This is a genomic window from Glutamicibacter sp. 363 (assembly GCF_052379505.1).
Classification (GTDB): Bacteria; Actinomycetota; Actinomycetes; order Actinomycetales; family Micrococcaceae; genus Glutamicibacter.
The window spans coordinates 74,795-99,519 of sequence record NZ_JBQSYR010000012.1 but is presented as its reverse complement, the minus strand read 5'-3'; the positions used below and the strand labels follow the sequence as shown (position 1 = coordinate 99,519).

25 protein-coding genes and 1 riboswitch are annotated in these 24,725 nt (G+C 58.8%); of the genes, 13 read left to right on the top strand and 12 right to left on the bottom strand.

The features are described 5' to 3' along the window. Positions 1-14: 14 nt before the first annotated feature. From dnaG to dusB, 3 genes are all read right to left on the bottom strand, one after another. Positions 15-1,895 (bottom strand): DNA primase, encoded by a 1,881-nt coding sequence (dnaG, locus tag ACT3UA_RS09125; protein WP_096287453.1) that lies wholly within the window; start codon positions 1,893-1,895, stop codon positions 15-17. A 68-nt stretch (positions 1,896-1,963) separates the two neighbouring features. Next, entirely contained in the window at positions 1,964-3,247 is a 1,284-nt protein-coding gene (locus ACT3UA_RS09120) for a deoxyguanosinetriphosphate triphosphohydrolase (RefSeq protein ID WP_096287455.1), read from the bottom strand. 37 nt (positions 3,248-3,284) lie between these two features. Then, entirely contained in the window at positions 3,285-4,481 is a 1,197-nt protein-coding gene (gene dusB / locus ACT3UA_RS09115; protein ID WP_176484221.1) for a tRNA dihydrouridine synthase DusB, read from the bottom strand. Between the two features lie 159 nt (positions 4,482-4,640). Between dusB and ACT3UA_RS09110 the strand changes: the two genes are divergently transcribed. From ACT3UA_RS09110 to ACT3UA_RS09080, 7 genes are all read left to right on the top strand, one after another. Further along, positions 4,641-5,054: a hypothetical protein gene (locus ACT3UA_RS09110; protein ID WP_096287457.1), complete on the top strand. Its 414-nt coding sequence runs from the start codon at positions 4,641-4,643 to the stop codon at positions 5,052-5,054. 2 nt (positions 5,055-5,056) lie between these two features. Then, positions 5,057-6,706, top strand: a complete 1,650-nt coding sequence (locus ACT3UA_RS09105) for a DUF5671 domain-containing protein (RefSeq protein ID WP_096287459.1) — start codon at positions 5,057-5,059, stop codon at positions 6,704-6,706. Between the two features lie 403 nt (positions 6,707-7,109). Continuing rightward, on the top strand, positions 7,110-8,255 hold the full coding sequence (locus ACT3UA_RS09100) for an iron chelate uptake ABC transporter family permease subunit (RefSeq protein WP_176484222.1): 1,146 nt from the start codon (positions 7,110-7,112) through the stop codon (positions 8,253-8,255). After that, a complete protein-coding gene (gene fepG / locus ACT3UA_RS09095) occupies positions 8,252-9,334 on the top strand; it encodes an iron-enterobactin ABC transporter permease (RefSeq protein ID WP_096287461.1) in 1,083 nt (360 codons plus the stop codon). The genes ACT3UA_RS09100 and fepG overlap by 4 nt, the downstream gene beginning before the upstream one ends. 17 nt (positions 9,335-9,351) lie before the next feature. Then, on the top strand, positions 9,352-10,218 hold the full coding sequence (locus ACT3UA_RS09090) for an ABC transporter ATP-binding protein (RefSeq protein WP_096287463.1): 867 nt from the start codon (positions 9,352-9,354) through the stop codon (positions 10,216-10,218). An 80-nt stretch (positions 10,219-10,298) separates the two neighbouring features. Continuing rightward, positions 10,299-11,288, top strand: a complete 990-nt coding sequence (locus ACT3UA_RS09085) for an ABC transporter substrate-binding protein (RefSeq protein WP_096287465.1) — start codon at positions 10,299-10,301, stop codon at positions 11,286-11,288. 179 nt (positions 11,289-11,467) lie between these two features. Beyond that, on the top strand, positions 11,468-11,944 hold the full coding sequence (locus tag ACT3UA_RS09080; protein ID WP_096287467.1) for a GNAT family N-acetyltransferase: 477 nt from the start codon (positions 11,468-11,470) through the stop codon (positions 11,942-11,944). 103 nt (positions 11,945-12,047) lie between these two features. Here the strand turns inward: ACT3UA_RS09080 and ACT3UA_RS09075 are convergent, their stop codons facing one another. From ACT3UA_RS09075 to ACT3UA_RS09065, 3 genes are all read right to left on the bottom strand, one after another. Then, complete coding sequence (locus tag ACT3UA_RS09075) at positions 12,048-13,034, bottom strand: DMT family transporter (RefSeq protein WP_096287469.1); 987 nt, start codon at positions 13,032-13,034, stop codon at positions 12,048-12,050. A gap of 83 nt (positions 13,035-13,117) precedes the next feature. Continuing rightward, positions 13,118-14,044 (bottom strand): GNAT family N-acetyltransferase, encoded by a 927-nt coding sequence (locus tag ACT3UA_RS09070; RefSeq protein WP_096287471.1) that lies wholly within the window; start codon positions 14,042-14,044, stop codon positions 13,118-13,120. Positions 14,045-14,049: 5 nt separating this feature from the next. After that, entirely contained in the window at positions 14,050-15,435 is a 1,386-nt protein-coding gene (locus tag ACT3UA_RS09065) for a glycine--tRNA ligase (RefSeq protein ID WP_096287473.1), read from the bottom strand. 201 nt (positions 15,436-15,636) lie between these two features. On the opposite strand from ACT3UA_RS09065, the gene ACT3UA_RS09060 reads away from it, so the two are divergent. After that, positions 15,637-15,864: an RNA-binding S4 domain-containing protein gene (locus ACT3UA_RS09060; RefSeq protein ID WP_105678708.1), complete on the top strand. Its 228-nt coding sequence runs from the start codon at positions 15,637-15,639 to the stop codon at positions 15,862-15,864. 70 nt (positions 15,865-15,934) lie between these two features. Here ACT3UA_RS09060 and ACT3UA_RS09055 read toward each other — a convergent pair whose 3' ends face one another. Then, positions 15,935-16,600, bottom strand: a complete 666-nt coding sequence (locus ACT3UA_RS09055; RefSeq protein WP_096256717.1) for an alpha/beta hydrolase — start codon at positions 16,598-16,600, stop codon at positions 15,935-15,937. A 201-nt stretch (positions 16,601-16,801) separates the two neighbouring features. On the opposite strand from ACT3UA_RS09055, the gene ACT3UA_RS09050 reads away from it, so the two are divergent. Together ACT3UA_RS09050 and ACT3UA_RS09045 are read left to right on the top strand one after the other, a co-directional pair. Beyond that, the gene (locus ACT3UA_RS09050; RefSeq protein WP_096256716.1) at positions 16,802-17,191 is read left to right on the top strand and encodes an SHOCT domain-containing protein; all 390 of its coding nucleotides are present in this window, start codon (positions 16,802-16,804) and stop codon (positions 17,189-17,191) included. Positions 17,192-17,239: 48 nt separating this feature from the next. Further along, the gene (locus tag ACT3UA_RS09045) at positions 17,240-18,106 is read left to right on the top strand and encodes an SGNH/GDSL hydrolase family protein (RefSeq protein ID WP_096256715.1); all 867 of its coding nucleotides are present in this window, start codon (positions 17,240-17,242) and stop codon (positions 18,104-18,106) included. 92 nt (positions 18,107-18,198) lie between these two features. Here ACT3UA_RS09045 and metX read toward each other — a convergent pair whose 3' ends face one another. Together metX and ACT3UA_RS09035 are read right to left on the bottom strand one after the other, a co-directional pair. Beyond that, complete coding sequence (gene metX, locus ACT3UA_RS09040; RefSeq protein WP_096256714.1) at positions 18,199-19,344, bottom strand: homoserine O-acetyltransferase MetX; 1,146 nt, start codon at positions 19,342-19,344, stop codon at positions 18,199-18,201. 2 nt (positions 19,345-19,346) lie between these two features. Next, entirely contained in the window at positions 19,347-20,702 is a 1,356-nt protein-coding gene (locus ACT3UA_RS09035) for a bifunctional o-acetylhomoserine/o-acetylserine sulfhydrylase (protein ID WP_255248480.1), read from the bottom strand. 80 nt (positions 20,703-20,782) lie between these two features. Further along, positions 20,783-20,900, bottom strand: a riboswitch (SAM riboswitch). Positions 20,901-21,074: 174 nt separating this feature from the next. Between ACT3UA_RS09035 and ACT3UA_RS09030 the strand changes: the two genes are divergently transcribed. After that, positions 21,075-21,719 (top strand): VOC family protein, encoded by a 645-nt coding sequence (locus ACT3UA_RS09030; protein ID WP_170947882.1) that lies wholly within the window; start codon positions 21,075-21,077, stop codon positions 21,717-21,719. A gap of 66 nt (positions 21,720-21,785) precedes the next feature. On the opposite strand, the gene ACT3UA_RS09025 is transcribed toward ACT3UA_RS09030, so the two are convergent. Further along, complete coding sequence (locus tag ACT3UA_RS09025) at positions 21,786-22,196, bottom strand: GNAT family acetyltransferase (protein ID WP_096287475.1); 411 nt, start codon at positions 22,194-22,196, stop codon at positions 21,786-21,788. 62 nt (positions 22,197-22,258) lie between these two features. Further along, positions 22,259-23,041: a CPBP family intramembrane glutamic endopeptidase gene (locus ACT3UA_RS09020; protein WP_096287477.1), complete on the bottom strand. Its 783-nt coding sequence runs from the start codon at positions 23,039-23,041 to the stop codon at positions 22,259-22,261. Positions 23,042-23,076: 35 nt separating this feature from the next. On the opposite strand from ACT3UA_RS09020, the gene ACT3UA_RS09015 reads away from it, so the two are divergent. Together ACT3UA_RS09015 and ACT3UA_RS09010 are read left to right on the top strand one after the other, a co-directional pair. Continuing rightward, the gene (locus ACT3UA_RS09015) at positions 23,077-23,463 is read left to right on the top strand and encodes a hypothetical protein (protein ID WP_096256710.1); all 387 of its coding nucleotides are present in this window, start codon (positions 23,077-23,079) and stop codon (positions 23,461-23,463) included. A 13-nt stretch (positions 23,464-23,476) separates the two neighbouring features. Next, positions 23,477-23,932: a hypothetical protein gene (locus ACT3UA_RS09010; protein WP_141393564.1), complete on the top strand. Its 456-nt coding sequence runs from the start codon at positions 23,477-23,479 to the stop codon at positions 23,930-23,932. Between the two features lie 198 nt (positions 23,933-24,130). On the opposite strand, the gene tpx is transcribed toward ACT3UA_RS09010, so the two are convergent. After that, complete coding sequence (tpx, locus tag ACT3UA_RS09005; protein WP_096287481.1) at positions 24,131-24,628, bottom strand: thiol peroxidase; 498 nt, start codon at positions 24,626-24,628, stop codon at positions 24,131-24,133. Between the last annotated feature and the right edge of the window lie 97 nt (positions 24,629-24,725).

Here is a 24,725-nt window from a genome sequence, read left to right as displayed (position 1 = left end):
CCAAAACTGGCCGCTCAGGTCCCACGGAGGATTCGGCGACGCATCTCAAGTTCCATAAGTTCGCGGTTGATCTGGGTGTATTCCTCCCCTTCGGGTTCCATTTCGGCCCGCTGCAACCGGCCAATGAGCTCGGCTTTGCGATGTGTGATTTGAAGCTCAATCAGCCCATTGATGATGTCTGAACAATAGCGGGACAAGTTGTGCTCATCGGAGGCCGGAATGCTGGTCACCGCAAGCTCGGAGACGAAAGAACGCAACTGTTCGGGCACCTCATCACGAATCACCTCGACCCACGACGATGCCGAAGCGCCTACCGCACTGGCAGCCACCACCCCGTCGTGTACGGCAGCGTGCGCCGGAGCCATGAAGCGGGCCTCGTAAAAGGCTTGCCACTGCTCTTCACTGAGCCGGTGAGGTTGCTGAATGACAACTTCCAGCGCCTGACGCTCCAAACGCATCACCGGATCACGCTTGTCGGGACGTTCGAAGGCGTTGCCGGGCTGCTCTTGCGCCTCCCCCGCAGCCTGGGCGCTACCGGCGGCCGCCTGGGTGTTCTTAGGCAGCCGGGCGCGTTTGATGGAGGCGGCAACCGAACGGTTCACGTCTTCATTGTTCATGCCCAGCCAGCCGGCCAGTTCACGCGCGTAGGCCGGACGGATCGACGAGTCACGAATCTGCGCGAGGATCGGTGCGGTCTGCCGCAGGGCCTGCACACGGCCTTCAACGGTGTCCAGATTGAACTTCTTCAGCTCCGCGCGGATCGCGAACTCGAAGAGCGGGCGCTTGAGCTCGATCAGTTCACGCACCGCTTCATCCCCGCGATGCAAACGCAGATCGCAGGGATCCGCACCGGTCGGCTCAACGCACACATAGGTTTGCGCGATAAAACGCTGGTCTTCTTCGAAGGCACGCAAAGCCGCCTTCTGCCCGGCGGCATCGCCGTCAAAGGTGAAGATCACTTCGCCACCGGTACCGTCATCCTGCAAAAGCCGCCTGGCGATCTTGATGTGGTCGGTGCCGAAGGCGGTGCCACAGGTCGCCACCGCCGTGGTGATCCCCGCAAGGTGGCAGGCCATCACGTCGGTGTAGCCTTCGACAACGACGATTTGCCTGGTCTTGGAAATCTGTTTTTTAGCCAGATCCAGCCCGTAGAGCACCTGCGATTTCTTATACAGCTGGGTCTCGGGGGTGTTCAGGTATTTAGGGCCCTGATCATCCTCGTAGAGTTTGCGCGCGCCGAAGCCAATCGTGGCACCTGACAGGTCGCGGATGGGCCATACCAGCCGGCCACGGAACCGGTCGTAGATCCCGCGGTTGCCTTCCGAGAACATGCCGGTGAGTTTGAGTTCCTCGTCGGCAAAACCCTTTGAACGCAGGTGCTTGAGCAGCGCGTCCCACCCCTTGGGTGCGTACCCCACGGAGAAATCGGCTGCCGCCTGAGGCTCGAAGCCGCGCCCGTTCAGGAATTCTCGAGCGGTTTGCGCCTCGTCGCTGGCTAGCTGGGTGCGGAAGAATTCCTCGGCCACCTTATGGGCGTCGACCAGTCGCTGGCGCTTACCGTATTCTTCGCGGCGGGGCCCGGTTCCGCCATCCTCATAATGCAGCTCGTAGTTGATGCGAGCCGCCAGGGATTCAACGGTCTCGGTGAATGAAGAGTGGTCCATCTTCTGGATGAACGCAATCACGTCCCCGGACTCGCCACAGCCGAAGCAGTGGAAGGTTCCCAGCTGAGGGCGGATATGGAAGGAAGGACTGCGTTCATCGTGGAACGGGCACAGGCCCTTGTAGGAGCCCACGCCCGCGGATTTGAGCGTGACATAGGATTCGACGACCTCACGAAGGTCGATGCGGTTACGCACCTCGTCGATGTCTTCTCGTTTAATCAGCCCTGCCATGTTTCCCATTCTAAGAAGTTGCGCGCCGCCTAGGCTGCGCGCGTCACGGGCTGTGCATGATGCTCAGCCTAGAAAAGCTTCGGTTCGAAACTCTCGCCCTTGACCAGCGCCGTGTGCCATTCCAGGGCCGAAGCGTCGGTCAACGAGGCGACCTGATCGATGATCACCCGCAAACGTTCATGCGAGTCCGCCGCGTCCTTGTAGTCGGCGGCGAAGATGGAATCGAGGTATTTGTCTTCCTTATCGGATAACAACTCCACCAGGTCGGTGAGTATTTCCCGCTGCCGCGCATAGATTGGCTGGCGCTCTTCGTTGGTCATCACGAAGTTCGCGGCAATCCCCTTCATCACCGCGATCTCGTGTTCGGTTTCCTCGGGAACGATCAGCTGTGCGTTGTACCGGGTCAGGCTTCCCTGCCCGTACTCGCTGCGCGTGGCGTCCATGGCCGCCTGGCAGAACCGTCCGATGAATTGGCTGGTCATATCCTTGAGCGCCGCTCGTGCCCGGCGTGAGCCGTCGGCGTGCGATACCCACTCGGCCGAGGCTTCCAGGCGAGCCAATGCCGCCTCGATATCTGACTCGTTCGTGGTGGGCAGGTACCAGTCCTTGGTCACTTGCAGGGCGCGGTCCCTTTGCGCGGATTCGAGCAGCCAGCGCAGTTGCAGGCGCCCTCCGACTATCGCGTCTTCCACGTCATGCACCGAGTAGGAGATGTCATCGGCCAGATCCATGACTTGGCCTTCCATGCACACCTGGCCGAGCACCGAATCCGGGCCGCTGCGCAGCCAGTCGAAGACCGGCCGGTCATCGGTATAGACGCCGAATTTCTTCGTCTTCTTCCCGTTTCGCATCGGCGCATCTTCACGCAGCCAAGGGTACTTGCACGAGGCGTCCAAGGCAGCTCGTGAAAGGTTCAGCCCGGCCGAATGGCCGTTATGACGGAAGGTCTTGGTCTCCAGCCGAGTGAGCAGGCGCAGGGTCTGCGCATTGCCTTCGAAACCACCGATGTCCTTGGACAGCTTGTTCAAGGCTTTCTCACCGTTGTGGCCGAAGGGCGGGTGGCCTAGGTCGTGGGCCAGGCACGCGGTGTCTACGATGTCGGGATCGCAGCCCAAGGCGGCCCCGAGTTCGCGTCCCACCTGCGCCACTTCCAGGGAGTGGGTCAGCCTGGTCCGCACGAAATCGTTCAGCGTGGGTGAGACCACCTGGGTTTTGGCGCCCAGCCGGCGCAGCGCCGAGGAGTGCAAAACCCGGGCGCGATCACGTGCGAACGCGGTGCGATACGACTTCTTAGCCGGTTCGGGCACCCAACGTTCCTGATCAGCTTCGGTATATCCGTTGATCTCGGTCATATGAAGAGTCTAGTGACTTTTTGGGTCACTCGTTCACTTATCCACCGGAGATGTCTAACTCAGCTGCCTTGATCATGACTCGATGCTCATCGGACATCTCACGCGAGCTCAGCCAGCCGTCTGGCAGGTGGGTTTTCTTCGGCGTTCCGGCACGTCCACGGGTCCCCTCGGCGGCAGAGCCCGGGTAGCCCAAATCCAGATCGAGTTCATTCAGCAGTTCGCGCAGGCGCTCCAAGGACGGCACCTGGGCCAGCTGGGCGCGGATATCGCCGCCCACCGGATAGCCCTTGAAGTACCAGGCAATATGCTTGCGGATGTCGCGCATCCCCTTGCCTTCATCCTCGAAGTACTCGGCCAGCAGCTCTCCGTGGCGGTACACGGTGTCCGCCACTTCGCGCACGCCGGGGCGGAAACGCTGCGGCCGCCCTTCGAAAGCGGCCTGCAGATCGCCGAAAAGCCACGGGCGCCCCTGGCAGCCGCGGCCCACCACGATGCCGTCGACTCCGGTCTGCTCGACCATCTCGATGGCGTCTTCGGCACTGAAGATGTCTCCATTGCCCAGCACCGGAATATCCGGCAGGGCTTCGCGCAAGGTGGCGATGGCTTCCCAGTCGGCCTTTCCTGCGTAGTACTGGCGGGAGGTGCGGCCGTGCAGGGTGACTGCGGCGGCGCCGTGGTCACGAGCGATTTTGGCCGACTCGATGTACGTCAGGTGGTCCTCGTCGATGCCCTTGCGCATCTTGATGGTCAACGGCACCTCGCCCTTGGCTGCCTCGGAGGTGGCCGCTTCGATAATGGAGGTGAAAAGGTCCGTCTTCCACGGCAGCGCAGCGCCACCGCCCTTGCGGGTGACCTTCGGGACCGGGCAACCGAAATTCAGGTCGATATGGTCGGCGCGGTCTTCGTCGATGACCATGCGCACCGCGGCGCGCACGGTATTCGGGTCCACACCGTAAATCTGGATGGAGCGCAGCTCCTCATCCTCGTCGTGGGAGATGATGCGCATCGACTCGGCGTTTCGCTCCACCAGGGCGCGTGCGGTGACCATTTCGGTTACATACACGCCGCCACCGTATTCACGGCACAGTCGACGGAACGCTCGGTTGGTGATGCCAGCCATGGGGGCCAGGATCACCGGGGTTTCGATGGTGTGCTTGCCCAGCTGTAGCGGGGGCAGCTCAAGGGCCGGAACGTCGGTCGACTCGGTGGTTTGGGTAGCAGAAAGGATCGTCACACAACCATTATCTCAAACCCGAGCAAATCTCGGGTGAGATCTATATCAAATCGCAACCATGCGTAGCTTGATTATCTTATATCTAACAGGCAGAATTATGGGATGACAAGTAATTATTCGCGCGTACGGCTGTCATTGATAGCCCTTGGTGCGCTCTGTGTGGCATTGGTTATAGCCGCCCTGATCTCCGTTGCCCTGCGCCCCGCGGCCCCGTTGCTTTCTGAGGACACGCCGGAGGGCGTCGTCCAGCGCTACGTCATGGCGGTCGCCGACGCCGATATGGATACCGCGAAGAATTTCGTTCTGAATGCCGCAGACAAGCAGCTCTGCGATCCGGTGTCTGCAGAGCTGCGCGACCCAGAGGTGAGCCTGATAAAAACCGTGATCACCGGCAACAGCGCCGAGGTCCACGTGACCTTCAACGATGATGCCAGTGCTGTCTACGATTCCTTCTTCGGCATGTACGCGTACCAGGATTCCTTCCAGCTGGCCCTGGCCGGCTCGGAGTGGAAAATCCAGGTTGCCCCATGGCAGGTCAACATGTGCACCGACGAAGAAATGCTGGGGTACTAGTCATGAGCAACCCCACCTCGCAACGGCCCAATCACGCGGTGCCCGGGCAAACGGTGACCAGCCTTCGCCAATTGATTCTGCACGGCTTGTTGTTCATTTTGCTCATGGTCCTCGGCTCGGGACTTTCGACCCTGATCTCAATGCTCTTGCGTGGCTTCGTTCCGGCCTACAGCGGGTCCACCGAACTCGCGGTGGGACTGTCTTTCACCTTGATCGCCGGCCCCCTCACCTGGCTGCTGTGGCGCACGGTCCGAAAAAACCTCCAACAGGTCAATCCGGTTGACGCCGCTATCTGGTCCTTGCAGGCCGCGGCCGTGTACGTGCTTGCCCTGGCAATGTCTTCAATATCGTTCCTCCGATTATTCGCCGAGCTGGTGGACCCCAGGAACGGCACCGGCTGGCAGTCGCTGCTGGGCGCCGGATTGGGTTGGGGCCTGGTTTTTGTGTGGCAGTACCGCTTGATCAATAGCCCGAAGTACGCGCCCACTGAGCTCGCCTCGCTCGCTCCCGCGCTGGGTTCTGCCTACGCCCTGGTACTGGCCGGCATTTCGGCCGCGTACTTGGTGCAGCGTGCCGTCAGCGAGCTCCTTTCACCGCAGGAAATCCTGCTCGGAGCGCCCACCGCTCTCCCCCAGTTATTGGCGGCTGCAGTCTGGACGTTTGGCGCACTCATCCTATGGTGGTGGCATTGGACAGTGCAGCGCGTGCACAGCATGGTTGATGATTTTACGGATTTCAGCTACGTCATCATCGGAATTTCTTTGCCCGCGGTGTTCTCGCTGCTCTGCGCGGCGGGGCTGCTGTCCCTACTGCTCCCGCTACCCGTGGGGTCGGACACCTGGGTCGAGGACCTCACCATCGACGGCCCGCCATTAATCGCCGGGCTGCTGGCCAGTTTAATCGTGTGGATCTATCATCAGGCAAAATTGAACACACGTGGCACGTGGTCAGCGGAGGTTTCCCGGCAGATCGTTAGCGGCGCCGCACTGGCCATCGGCGCCAGCGGTTTGGGCATGGTCATCAATGCCCTTCTGGCCTCGCTCGCGGTTCCGTTCTCCACAGGCACCTCGGCATTGGTGCTCCGCGCCGGAATCGCGTTTCTGGTTGTCGGCGCGCTAGCTTGGGTGTTTTTCTTCCGCCCCATGGCACCTGCCAAACCGGCCTCCCGACGCGTCTACCTGGTGATGTTCTTCGGTTGCAGTGCACTGGTGGCCCTGATTTCGCTGCTTGTTGTTGGCTACCGAATCTTCGAATTCCTGCTGGTTAGCACCGGCTCGGGAAGCCTCTTGGAGATGATCCGAGCACCTTTCGGCTGGCTAGTTGCCACCGCGCTGGTTGCCACGTACCACTTCTTCTTGTGGCGTTCGGATCGCCAGCTGCTGAGCTCCGTGTCCTCGGAGAATCTCCCGGCAGCCGAAATTGCACGCAGCCTGATGATCGTTGCGCCGCAAGGCTCCGATTACCTGCTCGAAGGACTGCGTCAACTGAAGCACATCCAACTTCACTGGGTGCCCTGCACAGGCACTGCTCCTGCGCAGGACGCCCTGGACCAGCTGCTCACTGAAGTCTCCACCCGAATCGATTCTGAAGCGTCCGGGCTGCTGGTAACCGTTGATTCTTCCGGCAAAGCGCAATTCGTCTCACTGGCCTGAGCCCAGATGCGACCCGAATAGGGAAATTCCAGCCCCGGTTGCGACCTGCTTCTCCCCGCCATCGTGCCCTATTTCAGGGCACGATGGCGGTTTTTTATCTCAATGCATTTGCTCAGCGCCAGCCGATGGATCAAATAGAGCATTTCATGCACACCGCGTGAAGCGCGGTACGCCTGCCGCTCGAGCAAGGCGTTTCAGCGAAGTTAGTTAGGGCACCCAACGCTGGGTCCTCCAACCCAAATTTCTTCATAGCTCGTCCATCATTCCAAGCCGGCGACCGGTTATTCGACCGAGGGGCCACGGGGTCCTCGTCGTAATCTTGCGATACTTCCGAATAAGAAGATGATACTGTTTTCTTTTGTGCCATCAGATAGGTGAGCATTACCTAACTCAAGAAGGTCTGATGCGAACTCCGACGCAGATCTCCGCAGAGCCCGAGGAATTAATCCCAGGGGTCGAACCCGCTCCGGCGACCGATGAGGCCGTCGCGTCCCTGCCTGGCCTTGCTGCCCCCGAAGCAAATTCAACTGAAACCCGTACCGGTTTAGCTGCGAGCAATGCGACCCGCGCGGTTGGATTCGCGCTAGCACTCGCAGCGCTCGGCGTATCGGTGCTCTTGTCGCTCGCTGTTGGCGCTAAGTGGATTCCGGCCGTCGAGGTATTCCGGGGTTTAGCAGGCCTGGGCACCCAGGAAAATTTAGTGATACTCAACGAACTGCGCGTACCGCGTACGTTGGTCGGCCTCATGGCTGGGCTGGCGCTAGCCGTGGGCGGCGCGTTGATCCAGGCCTTGACCCGCAATCCGCTAGCTGACCCGGGAATTCTTGGTGTCAACGCGGGTGCCGCCTTCGCGGTTGTCCTTGCAGTTGCCGTATTCGGCATCGTCTCCATTGCCGATTACATCTGGTTCGCATTCGGTGGCGCAATCATCACCACGGTGCTGGTGTATCTCATTGGCTCCCGTGGACGGTCCGGCGCTACACCGATCAAGCTGACCCTCTCGGGAGTTGCCTTGGGCGCCATGCTCGGCGGGATCTCAAGTGGCATCACGTTATTAAACCCGGAGGCATTCGACCGGATGCGGTATTGGGGCGCCGGTACCTTGAACAACCGGACCTTGGATATGGTCTGGGTGATCCTGCCTTTTGTCGTGGCAGGATTATGCCTGGCCTTTTTCTGCACACGCTCGCTCAATGCGGTTTCGCTGGGTGAGGACATGGCCCGCGCATTGGGAAGCAACGTTACGCGAACCCGCGTAGCGGTCATCGTTGCGGTGACATTGTTGTGCGGCGCCGCCACCGCGGCTGCCGGCCCCATCGGGTTCGTGGGGCTGATGGTTCCGCACATCGCCCGATGGATCGTCGGCGCGGATCAACGGTGGATTGTCCTCTATAGCCTGGCGTTGGGACCGGTGCTGCTTTTGGTCTCGGACGTCATCGGCCGCGTAGTTGCTCCGCCCGGTGAGTTGCAGGTCGGCATCGTGACGGCCTTCGTGGGCGCGCCGGTGCTGATCTGGCTGGTCCGCCGAAAGCAGGTCAGCGGGCTATGACCACCACGGGCAACACTCTCGCTTCCGCTCAACGCGTGGATTTCGGGCTAGGGCACACGGTGCTTTCATCGCCTGGCGGCCGCTTCTCGCTCCGCGTGCAGCGCCGTTCGATCCTCGTCTGCGCGATCTTTGCTGCGCTCGGTCTCGTGCTAGCACTCTGGGCCCTAGCCACAGGTGAAATAACTTTCTCGGCCACAGAGCTTCTGCGTGCGCTGCTCGGCACCGGCAGCAGCTCGAGCGAGCTGGTGGTGCTCTCCTGGCGCTTGCCGCGGGTAGTCATGGCCCTGGCGCTTGGCGCGGCCTTGGGTATCAGCGGAGCGATTTTCCAGTCGCTGACTCGGAACCCTTTGGGCAGCCCGGACATCATCGGGTTCAACACCGGCGCATACACCGGCGCCTTGGCGATTATTTTTCTCGCTGGCGGAGGATATTTCCAGATTGCCGCTGGGGCACTTCTCGGAGGCCTGCTGACGGCTGCATTGGTATATCTCTTGGCTTATCGCCGCGGGTCCCAAGGTTTCCGGTTGATCATCGTCGGGATTGCAATCAGCGCCATTCTCGCGTCGCTGAATACTTGGCTGATCCTGCGTGCCGGGCTCGAAGAAGCGATGTCCGCGGCCGTCTGGGGCGCCGGGTCGCTCAATGCGATGGGGTGGGAGCACGCACAACCGGCGCTGCTCGCGGTCACCGTCTTTTTCATCGCCGCCGCCATGCTGGCCCCGCGGATGCACATGCTGGAGATGGGAGACGACGCCGCCAGCGCGTTGGGCATTCGAGTTGAGCCCGCCAGGCTCCTGCTGATGGTGGTCGGCGTCGGCTTCACCGCACTGGCCACGGCCGCCGCCGGGCCTATTTCGTTTATCGCCCTGGCCGCACCCCAAGTAGCCCGGCGTTTAACGCGCAGCGCGGGAGTCCGCATGGGCTCATCGGCCATTCTCGGTGCGGTGCTCTTGCTTTTCAGCGACCTGATGGCCCAGCGCCTGGTTCCGGAGACCGCGCTACCGGTCGGCGTGGTCACGGTCAGCGTAGGCGGCATTTATTTGATCTGGCTCTTGCTCCGCGAGGCGAAACGAAGTTGAAAGGCAATAAGTTGCAGATGAGAACAAGCCAGCCATCGGTTCGAGATCCCCAGGCCACCAATGCCCCTGGCCGCCTTGGGGAGGCAACCACCTCTCGGCTAAGCGGCCACGATCTTACTCTGGGCTACGAACAGCGCACCATCTCCCAGGAGCTGAACGTCGCGATCCCCGACGGATCATTTTCCGTCATTATCGGTCCGAACGCCTGCGGCAAATCAACCTTGCTGCGCGCGCTGTCGCGTCTGCTCAAGCCCCTGGCCGGGCAGGTTATCTTGGACGGAAAACCGATCCATAGGCTTCCTGCCAAGGACGTTGCCAAGCGGTTGGGGCTGCTCCCCCAGTCCTCGATTGCCCCGGATGGAATCACCGTCGCAGATCTGGTGGCTCGCGGTCGCTACCCGCATCAGAAGCTACTCTCGCAATGGTCTGCAGCGGATGAGAGCGCGGTGCTCGAAGCCCTGCTAGCGACCAATACGGCCAGCCTTTCACGCAGGCTGGTCGATGAGCTCTCCGGAGGACAACGCCAACGCGTCTGGGTCGCGATGGTGCTTGCGCAGCAAACCCCGTTGCTGCTACTGGATGAACCCACCACCTACCTCGATATTTCGCACCAGATAGAAATCATGGAGCTCTGCCGCCAGCTCAACCGGAGCAAGGGGCACACGGTGGTCGCGGTGCTCCACGATCTGAATCATGCATGCCGTTATGCCAATCACCTGATTGCCATGAAGGACGGCGCCATCGTGGCCACCGGTGCGCCGTCCGAGATCGTCACCGAAGAGCTGATTCACGAGGTCTTCGGGCTGCGCTGCCGGATCATCGAGGACCCCGTATCCCGGACGCCGCTGGTCGTTCCCCTGGGTGACGTAGAGAGCTGGGCCTAGCGGCTCGTCAACACCACCAGAATATTTCCTTGGCCGGCCGGCTCCGGACGCGCCGCACCTAACCGAAAGATGAACCGAATATGACTGCACCTACCCGACGCACGCTGCTGACCATGCTCAGCGCCGCCTCAATCATCGCGCTCACCAGCTGTGGAGCGCAGAGCGCTGAAAATGCGAGCACCGGCGCTTCGCCAGAGACCCTGCACGGCTCGTGGTCGTTTACCGACTCGTTCTATGAGAAGACCACTACCCTGGACCAGGTGCCCGAATCGATCGTCGTGGATTCCTACTCCGCGGCCGCGCTGTGGGACTACGGCGTCCGCCCCACCGGTGTCTTCGGCTATGGACTAACCGAAGAAGGCGGACTTTCGGTAGGCAACGCGGATGTCAGCCAGATGACGATCATCGGCAAGGACGCGGAGTTCAATCTGGAGAAGCTGCTCTCCTTGGACCCCGAGGTGATTGTCGGCTACGGCAACGCCGAAGGCACCGGCTGGACCTGGTGGGATGAGAAGGTCCAGGGCGAAGCTACCGCCACCGCACCATACCTGCCGATTAAATCAGGCGGCCGTCCGGTTCAAAGCGTCATCGAGGACTATGCCGCCCTAGCCGAAGCGCTCGGCGGTGATACGAACTCCGAGTCGGCGGTACAAGGCAAAACGGCTTTCACCGAGCGGCTCGAGACGCTCAAGGGCATCGCCGCCGAAAAGCCCGGGCTGAAGATCATCGCGCTCAACGGTTACGATGAGCTCTACGTCGGTCAGAAAACCATTGGCCAGCTCGCCTTGCTCGAGGATCTGGGATTCGAAATAGCCGGCCCGACCGCTGATAGCGGATGGGCCTCGCTGAGCTGGGAAAAGGTCAGTGATTACCCGGCAGACGTGGTGCTCAGCTACTCGGGGACGGCAGCACAGGTCAAAGACCATCCGGTGTTCTCCGCACTGCCTGCGGTGCAGTCCGGCCAAGTGGTGGAGTGGGATGACAAGCGCCCCTACACCTATGCCAGCTATGTGCAGTGGTTCGATCAGCTCATCGACGTGCTCCAGGATGCCAAGACCGTCGGTTCCTAGCAACTGGTCGGCTCGAAGGTGTTGCCCAGCACTGGGCACGAGATCCGGTTTCCGCTCGTTTGCTGGCGAACGCGGGAACCGGATTCTTTGCCGTCCGGGCGGTACCGGCCACCGGGCTCACCGGCTGGTACCCGATAGGGGTGTTCATCCCGTGGCAGGAATCGGCTTAGGCTTGAGCCATGACTATTCGACTGGCTGCCTTGGACCCCGCGGGCTTCCCCGCATGGATGGAACGAAGCGCCAGCGAATATGCCGCCGATCTGGTTTCGTTGGGAAGCACCTCCGAAGCCGCCAGGTCGCAGGCGAAGCTCACGCTCCGCGCGGCTTTTCCCACGGGCCGCCCCAGTGCAGAGAATGCGGTATTCAATCTGATCGACGAGAACGGATCTGTGGTCGGCTATATCTGGGTCGGACCGGATCATTCGAAGGATCCGACCTCTTGGTGGGTGTGGGACATCGTCGTCGACTCCGCTGCCCGCGGCAGGGGACATGGCAAGGCAGCCATGCTGCTGGCCGAAGATTATGCCCGATCGCGTGGAGCGCGCACCCTGGGGCTGAGCGTATTCGGCTTCAATCGCTCGGCGCGAGGGCTCTATGAGTCGCTCGGATACGAAACCACAAGCATCAAGATGCGAAAAAGCCTCATGGACGGATAGGCACCCGGTGCCCGGTCATGCGCGCAGCCCGGGGGCCGAGCCCAAAGCGCCGTAATCGCATCGGCGGTCCAGATGGCCCGTCAGCCATAGATAGCAGAATCCCCTAGTTGCGCTTGCGGGTGAGTTTTCCGGTGCCGCTGACCGATGCGAGCGCTACCGCGAGCAGGGTCAGCACGGTGCCGGCTACCGTGGCAAAGCTAATCTGCGACCCGTCGGTGGGTACCAGCAAATCCATCAGGAGCGAGCCGAGCAGCTGGCCGCAGATCATGCACAAGCCGGTGAACAGCACCCCCAGATGCTTGACCATGAATGCGGAGACGCCGATAAAAACGCATCCAAGCAGCCCGCCGACGTAAAACCACCATTGGCTTGGCGGGGCCCCGAGCGGGGAAACAGCGGGCAGGCGCACCAGCAAGATCACCGCGAGCATCAAGCTGCCCACGACAAAGTTCATCAGTGTAGCGGTTATCGGGGTGCCATAGGCTTGGGCCTGCACCCCGTTGGAAGCCGATTGGAATCCCATGAGTATGCCCACCACGAGTGAGAAGATCATGGGCAGCAGCAGCGTGGTCAGCTCGATGTCCGTATTAATGCGTGGGCTGACGGCCCAGATTACTCCGATCACCGTGAGCGCCGCCCCGGCCAGGCGCAGCGCACTGATCTTTCGTGGCCCTGCCGGACCGAAGCCGATCCGGTCCACGATCATCGAGCCGACGGTCTGGCCGGTCACCAGGCTCACGGTAAATAGCGCCACGCCAACCAACGGAACCGCAGCCGACTGGCTGACCACCACAAATCCGCCTACCGCGCCGGCGGCCAGATACCACCACGGGAATTGACGCTCGCGGATGACGCGGGGCACCGAGCGCGCGGCCCGGCGGGCGCCGGGGACCACAAGGTGGATGATGGTCAATGCCACCAGCCCCACCAGAAAACTGACCAGCGCGGCGGCAACCGCGTCGCCCAGCTCAACACCCAAGGCACCGTTGACGCGGCTCTGAATCGGCATGAGCAGTCCGGTGGCCACGGCGATCAGCAGATACACCAGCTTCAGGCCGGGGCTCAAGGTGGTGCTAAGCGAATTGTTCACTCGTGGTTCTTTCTCAGATACTGGGCAAATGCATTGCGGGGAAAGCAAAGGCGGGACCCTGCCGGGTCCCGCCTGGGAACTACTTAGTTGGCGTAGTCGCTCGCCAGAATGTGCGTCGTTGAGATGATCGTTGCCTGCTCAACGGTGGCCAGCGCATCCACCAAGGAGGAAAGCACGAACATCGACGAGTCGACCTCCAGCTTCACCGGGTATTGGTAAACCAGCATGGCAACCAGGTCGCGAACCGACTCGGCCACCTGGTCATCGCTGAATGCCGGGTTGGAGCCCACCAGCACGTCGGTGGGTGATTCCTCGCGGGCCGGGATATAGCTGATCGCGAAGGCCAGGATCTTTCCGCCTTCGCTGCGTGGCTTGTCGCGCAGCACGATGGCGCCCTGGGCGCCGGTGCTTTCGTCGAGCAGCATCTTCTGCGCCGAGCCCACGGTCATCTTCGCCGGATCCCACTGGTGGGTGGCGTTGTAGAAGTCCATGACAAGCTTGGTCAATTCGACGCTGCCGGTAGCGATATCCTCGATGACCCGGTCATTGTTGTCAAAGTCTGGTTCGGCCAGCGCACCGGGTTCCAGGATGACGTCCCGGGATACCTGGATCTCCCCCAGCCCGAGGGCCGCACAGAAACCGCCGGCGGCCTGCGCCGGGTCACCGGCGGTCACGGTGTACCGCGACTTCAGCTCGGTGCTTTCCCCGGCCGGAATCAAAGTCCGCAGCTGCGCCACCAGCTCGGTGCCCACGCCTTGGCGGCGGTGGGTTGGGGCCACCTCCACGTAGAGCCACAAACGCTGCGGGTGCAGCGAGGAAGCAAAGATCACGCCGGCGCCGATAGCTACGGATTCGCTGGTTGCCACCAGGGTGCGCGAGAACGGCGCATCGCTGTCCTCGCGCAGCATGGTGCGGTCCTGGTACGCCTGCGGAGACAGCGGATCGCCGAAGATCTGCAGCAATTCGAGGTCATCGCCCGAACGCCAGGCGCGGAATGCTAGATCGCTCATGCGCTCTAGGCTCCGTTCAGACGCTCGGATAGGTAGGTCGTGACCTGGTCAAGGGCCACGCGTTCCTGCGCCATGGTGTCGCGTTCGCGGATGGTGACCGCGTGGTCATCGAGAGTATCGAAGTCCACGGTGATGCAGAACGGGGTGCCGATCTCATCCTGGCGGCGGTAGCGGCGGCCAATGGCGCCGGCGTCGTCAAAATCGATATTCCAGCGCTTGCGCAGCTCGGCGGCCAAGTCCTTGGCCTTCGGGGACAGCGATTCGTTGCGGCTCAACGGCAGCACGGCCGCCTTGACCGGCGCCAGGCGCGGGTCCAGCTTCAGCACGGTGCGCTTGTCCACGCCGCCCTTGGTATTCGGTGCTTCGTCCTCGGTGTAGGCATCCACCAGGAAAGCCATCATGGAACGGGTCAGGCCGAAGGAAGGCTCGATCACGAATGGCACGTAGCGTTCGCCGGAGGCCTGGTTGAAGTACGACAGATCGGAACCCGAAGCATCCTTGTGGCTGGTCAGGTCGTAGTCGGTGCGGTTGGCGACGCCCATGAGCTCGCCCCATTCCGAGCCCTGGAAGCCAAAGCGGTATTCGAAGTCGATGGTGCCAGCCGAATAGTGGGCGCGGTCGTCTTCCGGCACGTCGAACTGGCGCAGGTTTTCTGGGTTCAGGCCTAGATCCAGGAACCAGGCCCAGCAAGCATCCACCCAGTGCTTGAACCATTCATCGGCTTCTTCTGGTGCGGTGAAGAACTCGATTTCCATCTGTTCGAACTCGCGGGTGCGGAAGATGAAGTTGCCTGGGGTAATTTCGTTGCGGAAGGCCTTGCCAATCTGGCCGATGCCAAAGGGTGGCTTCTTGCGGCTGGCGTTGAGCACGTTGGCGAAGTTCACGAAGATGCCCTGGGCGGTTTCCGGGCGCATGTACGCCATGCCAGCCTCGGTATCCAGCGGACCCAAGAAGGTCTTCATTAGGCCGGAGAACTGCTGCGGCTCGGTGAACTGGCCTTTGGTTCCGCAATCTGGGCAGGCGATTTCGCTCATGCCGTCTTTTGGATCACGGCCCTTCTTCGCAACGAATGCCTCGATGAGGTGATCCTCGCGGTGGCGCTTGTGGCACTGGGTGCACTCGACCAGCGGATCGGTGAAGGTCTTCACGTGGCCGGAGGCTTCCCATACTGCCTTAGGCAGGATGATGGACGAGTCCAGTCCCACCATATCTTCGCGCCCACGCACAAAGGACTGCCACCATTCGCGCTTGATGTTTTCTTTCAGCTCGGTGCCTAGTGGCCCGTAATCCCATGCGGAACGGGAACCACCGTAAATTTCACCAGCCTGAAAAACGAATCCGCGACGTTTCGCGAGGGAAATAACCTGATCAAGCTTGGACTGTGGCGCCATCTTCAACTCCAAAAGAAAGTACGAGGCCGCTGGTTGCGGTCCGTAGGAAACACATACCGCTTAAGCCTATCGCGTCCATCTCGTGGGGCGCACCCTTCTCGGGTGACTCAGCACCGTCTGTACTGTGTTTGATCCGCCACAAAAGCCGGTGCGTGGCTGAAAAGCATTCACAGTCCCTCCTCGATGCGAGATGATGGAACCATGGCAAACTCCGAGGTATTCCCCATTCAGATCCGTGACGAATCGATTCGCCTAGGACAGCTACTGAAGCTGGCGTCCTTAGCCGAAGACGGAATTCACGCCAAACAGTTGATCGAAGACGGTCAGGTACTGGTTAACGGCAAGATCGAAACTCGCCGCGGTGCCCAGATGCGCAATGGAGACACGATCTCCGTACGCGGCGAATCGGTAGTTGTCGAAACCGCGTAGTTCAATTTATATTCTGCGCTTGTGGCGGTGTCTTGTTTTATTGGAGACACCGCCACAAGTTTTTGTAAGATTAAACTTCTTGCTCGGCCTCGGTTTTCAGGACCACGGCGCTGAGAAATTCATGTACGTGAGCCATCTCCTGCGCATTGACCGAGTGCAACATATTTGAGTAGAGCACCTTGGTGAGATGAACGTCGGTGGTTGCCCATCCATGGGTGTACTCAACTTTTTCCGCCGTAATCACCGGATCTTCTTGATCGCGTCCCCAGAAAAGTGGCTTGCGCAGCTGGCGAAGCTTTTCGTCGTTAAAGAAGCCTGTTCCTTCTTCGGGAACGGCAAAACCGGAGAGTCCCACGACGGTTTTGATGGCCTCCGGCTGATAACGCAGCAACGAAGTTGCCACGGCCATGCCCATAGAGAACCCAAGCAAGCTCACCGAGGAATGTTGCTTGCTAATTGGCTCTAGCCAACTCCACAAATCCGTGATTGCTGATTTCACTTCATTAAAGGAGTAATCCAGATCTTGCATCAGTGGGAACCAGGTGAAACCCGGCCCCAGTGCTTGAGGTGCACGCACGGAGACAATCGTGAATTCCTTAGGCAGCATAGGAGCCAACCCCATGAGGTCTTCTTCATTGGATAGGTAGCCGTGCAAGAGCACGAGCAACGGTGTACCCGCCCGTTCTTCCTCGGGACGAGACCAGATAACTGTAGGATTCCAAGTTTTTTCGTTCACCCAACAAGTCAACCAGAATCTTGCGCACTTTGATCCGCAATAGTGGTCACAAGTCTTTTGTTGCAATAGCGTAAACTTCAAAAATCATCTTACATTCTGTTCATAAACATGTTTGACTAGTGATAATTATTCAAATACGCAGCACCAGCGGTCATAGATCTTTGTGGTCGACAGGGGCCAACTCGCAGAATTACGGGACTCATGGACGAGATGGATATAACACAGCTGATCGATTCTAATGAATTGCAGGATTTCGGTTTCATCGACGAAGACCCACTGGGTGGTTCAACTTTCGTGGAAACGACCTTTAGCGCTATTCCGTTACTAACGGGAATATTTGCCGTGCTCTTTATCCTTTTCGTGGGCTTCATCATTTACATCGCAGTTCGAAATTACAAGGCAACCAGAAAAGCGGGATTTGATCCATTCACCCTACAGACAGACGTCGCCACCCGGTTGGCTCGCTCGCAGATGCTAGCTCCGAAGAAAACTACGGAACAGAAACTATCCGAGCTAGACGATCTGCTTACACGCGGAATCATTTCTCGCGAAGAATATACGCAAGCGCGAAGCCAAGCGCTGCGCGATTAATTGTTCTCATCCGTTGACATAAAGTTACCCAAGAGTAACAATGTAGGAGTGTCTGAAAACCCAATCTCCGGCCCGGCAGCCCCACCCCAAGAAGTACATCATCCATGGCGGCGTTACGTTGCGCTCGGAGATTCTTTTACAGAGGGAATAGGTGACCCCGATCCGCACAATCCGGGAAGACATCGTGGGTGGGCTGACCGCGTCGCCCAGCAATTAAGTACCACCGTTCCGGATTTCGCCTATGCAAACTTAGCCATCCGCGGACGGCTAATCAATCAAATAGTTGCAGAACAGCTTGAACCAGCAATCGCGCTTAAACCGGATTTGATCAGCATTTGCGCGGGCGGAAATGATGTCATCCGGCCCGGCGGCGACCCGGATAAAATCGCCGAAAAGCTAGATGGCGCCATCAATGAGTTAAGTGGCACTGGGGCCACCATTGTTTTACTGACCGGCCCGGACATTCGCGACACCCCGGTACTTGGTGGGATTCGTGGCAAGGTCGCAATTTACAACGAAAACGTCCGTGCCATCGCCCAACGTCATGACGCAGTCGTGGGAGATCTCTGGGCATTGAGCGAGCTGCGCCAAACACAAATGTGGGATCCGGATCGCTTGCACTTTTCCCCCGCGGGCCACCAAGTGATCTCCGCAATGGTGCTCGATGCACTGAACGTTCCCCACGAACGCGTCATGGACGCGCAATTAGAACACGCAACCCGAAGCTGGCGCGAAGCACGAATTGAAGACCTGCAATGGGCTCGCGAGTACTTTGGTCCGTGGATCCTGCGCAGGATTCGCCACCAGTCTTCCGGTGATGGAGTTAGCGCAAAAAGACCGCTTCCCACGCCCTTCGCCGTGCAGCCGCCGAATGCCTCGCTGGGTGCTGGAGATAGCGCTCCCGGACAAAAATAAAGACACAAAACAAATGGGACGTGGTTTGTTGCACCGATTACTGGTGCGAAAATCCACGTCCCAAATGTATATGACTGCTTAGTTTTTAGCCCTTAGTCATCAAAGACTAGGGCGGTCAGTACCGGTCCAAGTTGCTTGGCGTCCGTCAGGAAACCGTCATGTCCAATCGGTGAATCGATGTAATGCACCGGCTTAGGCTTCGGCAACGAGGCGGCGAGCAGTTCAGACTGCGCCGGGAAGTACAACCGGTCGCTGTTGACCGCGGCGACCACCACATTCACCTTCTCCAGTCGAGCCAGCGCAACCGTGAGCGATTCGTAACCGCGCGCCACGTCATGGCTCATCAAAGCCTCGGTGAGCACCAGGTAGCTATTCGCGTCAAAACGATGAACCAGCTTGGTCGCCTGGTGATCAAGATAGCTTTCCACCTGGTATCGGCCGCGTGGGCCGCGTGTTGTAACAAACGGCTGTTCGCCGGTCTGCGCATTACGCGCAAACCGCGCTTCAAGCTCAGCCTCCGAACGATAGGTAATATGCGCCAGGCGTCGAGCCAGGCCCAATCCGGCATCCGGGCGCACTCCGTTGGCATAGTAGTCGCCCTGCGCAAAGTTGGGATCGAGGCGAATGGCCTCGGTCTGCACCTGCGCAAAAGCGATCTGTTCTGCCGTGGCTTGCGCCGTGGAGGCCATCACCACCACGTTCTTTACGCGTTGCGGGAATTCAACCGCCCATTCAAGGGCTCGTGCCCCACCCATGGAACCGCCGATGACCGTATGCCAGGAGTGCACCCCGAGCAGGTCGGCCAACCGCGCTTCGAGGCGCACGGAATCCTTGATGGTAATAAAGGGGAAGCGTGAACCCCAGGCGTTGCCGTGCTCATCTGGCGAACTAGGTCCGGTGGACCCATTGCAACCACCGATGATGTTGATGGCCACGACAAAATACTTGTCGGTATCAACAGTTAGCCCGGGGCCGACAAAATCTTCCCACCAGCCCGGGGTCTGCGAATCTCCGCGCGATACGTGCGCATCACCGGTCAACGCGTGCTTCACCAGCACCGCGTTGGTCCCCTCCGCGTTAAGCTGGCCCCATGTTTCGTAGGCCAACTCGATCTGCGGTAGGTAGCCACCGGTTTCGAAGGTGTACTCCCCCACGAACGCACGACGCAAAATGCCGTCTTGCCCGTCGGTAAGTTCCTGCGATGGCAGAGTTTCTTCGGTAGTCACTATGGATGCCATGCCTAAAGGGTTTCCTGCAATTCCTGGTGAGAGAGCTGCTTAGTGGCAGCAAAACCAAGTTGCAGATCAGCGAGAATATCCTTGATGTTTTCAAGTCCCACACTCAACCGAACGAGGCCCGGACGCACACCGGCGGCCAGACGTTCGTCTTCGGTCAATTGCGCGTGGGTGGTCGACGCCGGGTGGATGACGAGCGAACGAACGTCACCGAGGTTGGCCACATGTGAATGCAGCTCCAGCGCATCCACAAAAGCCTTGCCAGCTTCGAGTCCACCAGCAATATCGAAGGCAATAATCGCGCCGACACCGTTTGCCGAGTACTTCTGTCCGCGTTCAAACCACGGCGAGGAAGGCAGGCCAGCGTAAGCGACCTTTTCAACCTGCTCCTGGCTTTCAAGCCAGACGGCTACTTCCTTCGCGTTTTGCACGTGACGCTCGATACGCAGAGACAAAGTCTCCAGACCTTGAGCAATAAGGAAAGCATTAAACGGTGCGACAGCCGCGCCCAGATCGCGGAGCAACTGCACGCGAGCCTTCAGAATGTAGGCAAGATTGGCACCAAGGATGCCATCAACGCCCAGATCGCGGGCGAACACCAAACCGTTGTAGGACTCATCGGGGGTGTTGAAGTCCGGGAAACGTTCCGGATCCTTCGCAAAATCAAATTTGCCCGAGTCCACGATTACGCCGGCAATGGCGGTGCCGTGACCACCGAGGTACTTGGTGGCCGAGTGGATGACGATATCCGCGCCCCACTCGATGGGGCGGATCAGATATGGGGTTGCCAAGGTGTTATCAACCAGCAGTGGAACCCCGACCTCATGGGCAATCTGTGAGACTCCCTCGATGTCCAAAATGTCTTGGCGCGGGTTGGAGACGACTTCACCGAAGAAGGCCTTGGTATTTGGCTTCACCGCTGCACGCCACTGATCCAAGTTGTCTGGATCCGCCACGAAGGTGACCTCGATACCGAGCTTGCGCAGCGTGTGCTTGAGCAGGTTCTGCGTTCCACCGTAGAGGCTCGGGCTGGCCACCAAGTGGTCTCCAGACTGAGCCAAGTTGAGAATTGCGAGGGTGGTTGCTGCCTGCCCCGAGGCGACCAGCAGTGCGCCGACGCCGCCTTCAAGATCCGCGATACGGTTTTCGACCGCTTCCTGCGTTGGATTACCGATACGGGTGTAAATCGGCTCCAGCTCCTGCAGTGCGAAGCGAGCCGCGGCGCTCTCGGCGTTCGGGAAAACAAAAGACGTGGTTTGGAAAATCGGCAGGGCACGCGCACCGGTGACCGGATCTGGTTGCTGCCCGGAATGGATCTGACGTGTTTCAAAAGACCAGTTGTTACTCATGGTTTCCTCCATATTGTTTGTCGACTATGGGGGTACACCACTCAAAAACACACCGACGGCAAATTCCTCGTCGAGGAGCTTTCGAAGGGGGTAACCCGCGCTTGTCCTCAACGCTTGGTGCGTCGAGGGCCAGGTCTTCACCCGGGGCACCCCACCGCGGCGGAGGGTTGCCGCCCAGTAAGCCGGGGCTTGTTACTGGGACTCATGACCTGACTCAAGTCTGCCCGATAGCCGAAGAATTTGGCAATATGAGATAGCTTAACGTGACTCAATCGGTCATATAGATCTTTAATGAAGAAATTTATGCAGACTGTTCGATCCCACCATTACCACTTAGGGTCGCCTAAGTCGAGACTGAGATCACATAGTGACATGATGGGGCACATGATGAGGCTAGATCACGTTAGTTACGCATGTGGCCCCGATGGGCTCATGCCAACCGCCGAAAGAATCTCCAAGGCTTTGGGCCTGGAATTCGTCAAGGGGGGCGTACATCCGCGTTTTGGAACGCGGAATGTAATTTTCCCGCTCAAGCACAACCAGTACCTAGAAGTTGTTGAAGTTCTAAACCACCCTTCCAGCGACAAAGCACCGTTTGGGCAGGCAGTACGAGCCCGCTCCGAGCTTGGCGGCGGCTGGATGGGATGGTGCGTTTCCGTTGAAGACCTCTCCAGCGCCGAAGAGCGGCTGGGACGTAAATCTGTTCCGGGAAACCGCAAGTTCCCAGACGGCCGCGAACTCACCTGGCAGCAAGTTGGAATCAAGGGGCTCATCGCTGATCCGCAGGTTCCGTATTTGCTTCGCTGGGACGCAGGAACGGAGGATCTGCACCCTTCGAAGGCTCTAGAGCCTGTAGGTGCGATTCAAAGCATCACTATCGCTGGTTCCCGCGACCGCGTCCTAGACTGGCTAGGCCAGCCAGAGAACGTCAATCTTGGCGCGGTGAGCATGGAATACGAAGCACCCAACGGCACTCCGGGCATCTTGTCGGTCACCTTTGAAACCGACAATGGTTTGGTCACGCTATAACAAAGAACGTCGAAATAAAGGGTAGGTGCGGACGGCAACGTCCTCGCCTACCCTTTGTCGTTCCAACTATCCAAGCCTTTTGCCTAGGACCACCACTTCTTGAGCTTCGTAGCCTAGCCGCTCGTAAAATCCGATCACATCAGTGTTCTCGGTACGCACCATGAGCTGTACTTTGGGCACCCCTTGTTCAGCAAGCCAACGCGACGCTGCCCCCATAATCTCCTGTCCAAACCCCTGGCCCTGCATGCCGGGTTGGACCGCCACGTAATATAGCCAGCCTCGGTGTCCGTCGAACCCAACCATGGCTGTAGCTACCAGTCTTTGCTCATGAGGTCCCGCAAGAATCGTAGAGCTCTGATTCTCCAGTGTTTTACGTGCATCTGCCTCCGGATCATTCCATGGCCGCGTAAGCTCGACGCTCCGCCACAGGGCTGTTGCTTCGCCTATTTCGGTCAGTTTGAGTTCACTGATTTGCATAAGTAAAACGTACCGTTGAAAACGTCGTTTATTGCCATTGCGCAATGCTTGCCGTTGTGGGGTTAGCCTCCGATACCGATAGCGGGGCCGAAGAGCATGAACCCGACAAATCCCACTGCGTCCAACAAGAAGTGCGCGATCACCAACGGCATCACTCGCCCATATTTCTGGTAAATCCAACCGAAAATCACACCCATGGCTATGTTTCCCAGCATCGGGCCGACGCCTTGGTAGAGGTGGTAGCTACCGCGGATCAGCGCAGATCCGAGAATCAGCGTCCACGGTCCCAGGTTCAGCTTCTTACCGTAGGTAAACAGGAAACCGAGCATGATCACTTCTTCAAGCACCGCGTGGCGTACGGCAGAAAGCAGCAGCACCGGCACGCTCCACCAATAGTCACCAAGATTAGCCGTGGACAACGCGGTGGTTACTCCCAAGGCACGGCCTGCGGCATATACGCCCAGGGTTCCAAGGCCCATGGCAAGAAACAATCCGGCCCCAAGTAACAGATCTTTACCCGGACGGCGGAAGTCGAACCCTACATCCTTCACGCTTCGGTCCAGGGTGCGGTGCATCAAATACAGTGCGAGAAGAACCGGGATCAGTGCGAAGAAAATATCCAGCAACTGATAGGACAGGTCGAAGTATTCGCGCGTGTTTAACGGATTATTCATCGACGTGGTCTGGTCGCGCAACGGCGCACGGCTCACCTTGTCGGCGAAACTAATCAGTGAATACACCGCGCTCTGCCCCAAAGACAGGGCTAGAACCAAGATGATCTCAAACCTGAGAGTTTTGCGGGTTGCTGTCTGCTCAATTTGTTCAGCGTTCACATTTTCGATCATAGGCTGATCTGACTGTGCGCGTGCTGAGGAGCCTCATGACTAACCTGCGACAACCTGAAGTTGAGACCACCAGCAAGCTGAACAAAAAGAGTGCGAGTGAGTCGTCCTGTGGCATCGGAGGAAAAGGCGGGAAAGGCAATTTGTCGCGTTCAGTCACCGCCTCAGCTAGCTTGTCTGCAGGTGGAGGTGTGGGCATCAAAGCATTCAACGCAAATACGAACTTCACGGTCCAAAGCTCGCTAACTACAATTTTGTCTTCCGCGTCGTCTAAAATGAACTCACGTCAAATGTATGTTGCTCGCCCACAAAGCACTTTCTACATCTTCAAATGGCGGCAGTACACTGCGGGATTCAAAACTTCGAGCGGATCAGGGACTGCAATTTCTCCTACGGGAATCCAGTTCCGAGTAGTTGCTGCCTAACAAGGAATTAATCTTGAGATCAAAAAGCACTCTAATTTTCGCAACAATCGTTGCACTTGCCCTCTCATTCACAGGTTGCTCCGTTGGCAAATCAGAAATCTCCACACCATCAACAGGACCGTCGCTAGTGCCGATGCAAAAAAATGAAATTGCGGCGACCAAAACGACCATCGAAGAAAAGATCCAAACTGTCTCAGTTGGAATTCCACTGAATGGTGGCCAATATTCGGCGGTACTTCGATGCAAAGGCGAAGACACCTCGTCCACCGTGGTATGGCAGGATGACAAGCACCAGGATCAGGGAAAGATCAAAGTCATTTGCACTCCTGAAGGTGGGACTGTTCAGGAACAGATTGATGTCAACGGCTTTTCAAGCTCGCTAAGCTTCATCGTTAATGAATTGCAGGGGCGAGATTTATCGGTTTCGATCGCCCCTACTCACTTCCTAAAAGCTAGTAAGACTGCTTAACCAATCAGCCAAACCCGCAACTCGCCGAATAAGCGAGATCTCATTCGATGTTTTACGTCCGATTCTGATCATAAACGTCTGCCGAAGTATGCGTGGAGCAAACGGTAGTCATTGACCCCATTTATTGTTTAGACGCAAAATGCCCACCCGAGCACGGGTGGGCATTTTCTGCGCATCATTATCGATGCGAACAAGCGACTAGCTCAGAGCTGCAATTGCAGCATCGTAATCTGGCTCGGTGGTGATTTCCGGAACGATCTGGGTGTAAACGACCTTGCCGGTCTCGTCCAAGACGACGACGGAACGTTCCAAGAGGCCCGCTAGTGGCCCATCTACCTGGGTCACGCCGTAGTCCGAGCCAAAGTCCGAGCGGAACACGGAAGCAGCGGTCACATTTTCGATGTTCTCTGCACCGCAGAAGCGGCCCAAGGCGAATGGCAGGTCAGCGGAAACGCACACTACGGTGGTGTTTTCCAGGCCGGCAGCCAGTTCGTTGAAACGGCGAACGCTGGCAGCGCAGACACCGGTATCAACTGATGGGAAGATGTTCAGGACTACGCGGCGGCCAGCCAGCGACTCGCTGGTGACATCTGCAAGGCCGGTGTCGGTGAGGGTGAATGCTGGAGCCTGCGAGCCTACGGCTGGCAGTTCACCAATGGTCTGTACGGGAGTTCCCTTAAAAGCAGTATTAGCCATAGGTCTTGTTTATCATGGATGCCTAATCCGGAGCCATATTTTCAGCCAACAAGCGCAAACAAGTCGCTCACGCCTTGTGCTCATGCAAGACTGTGGA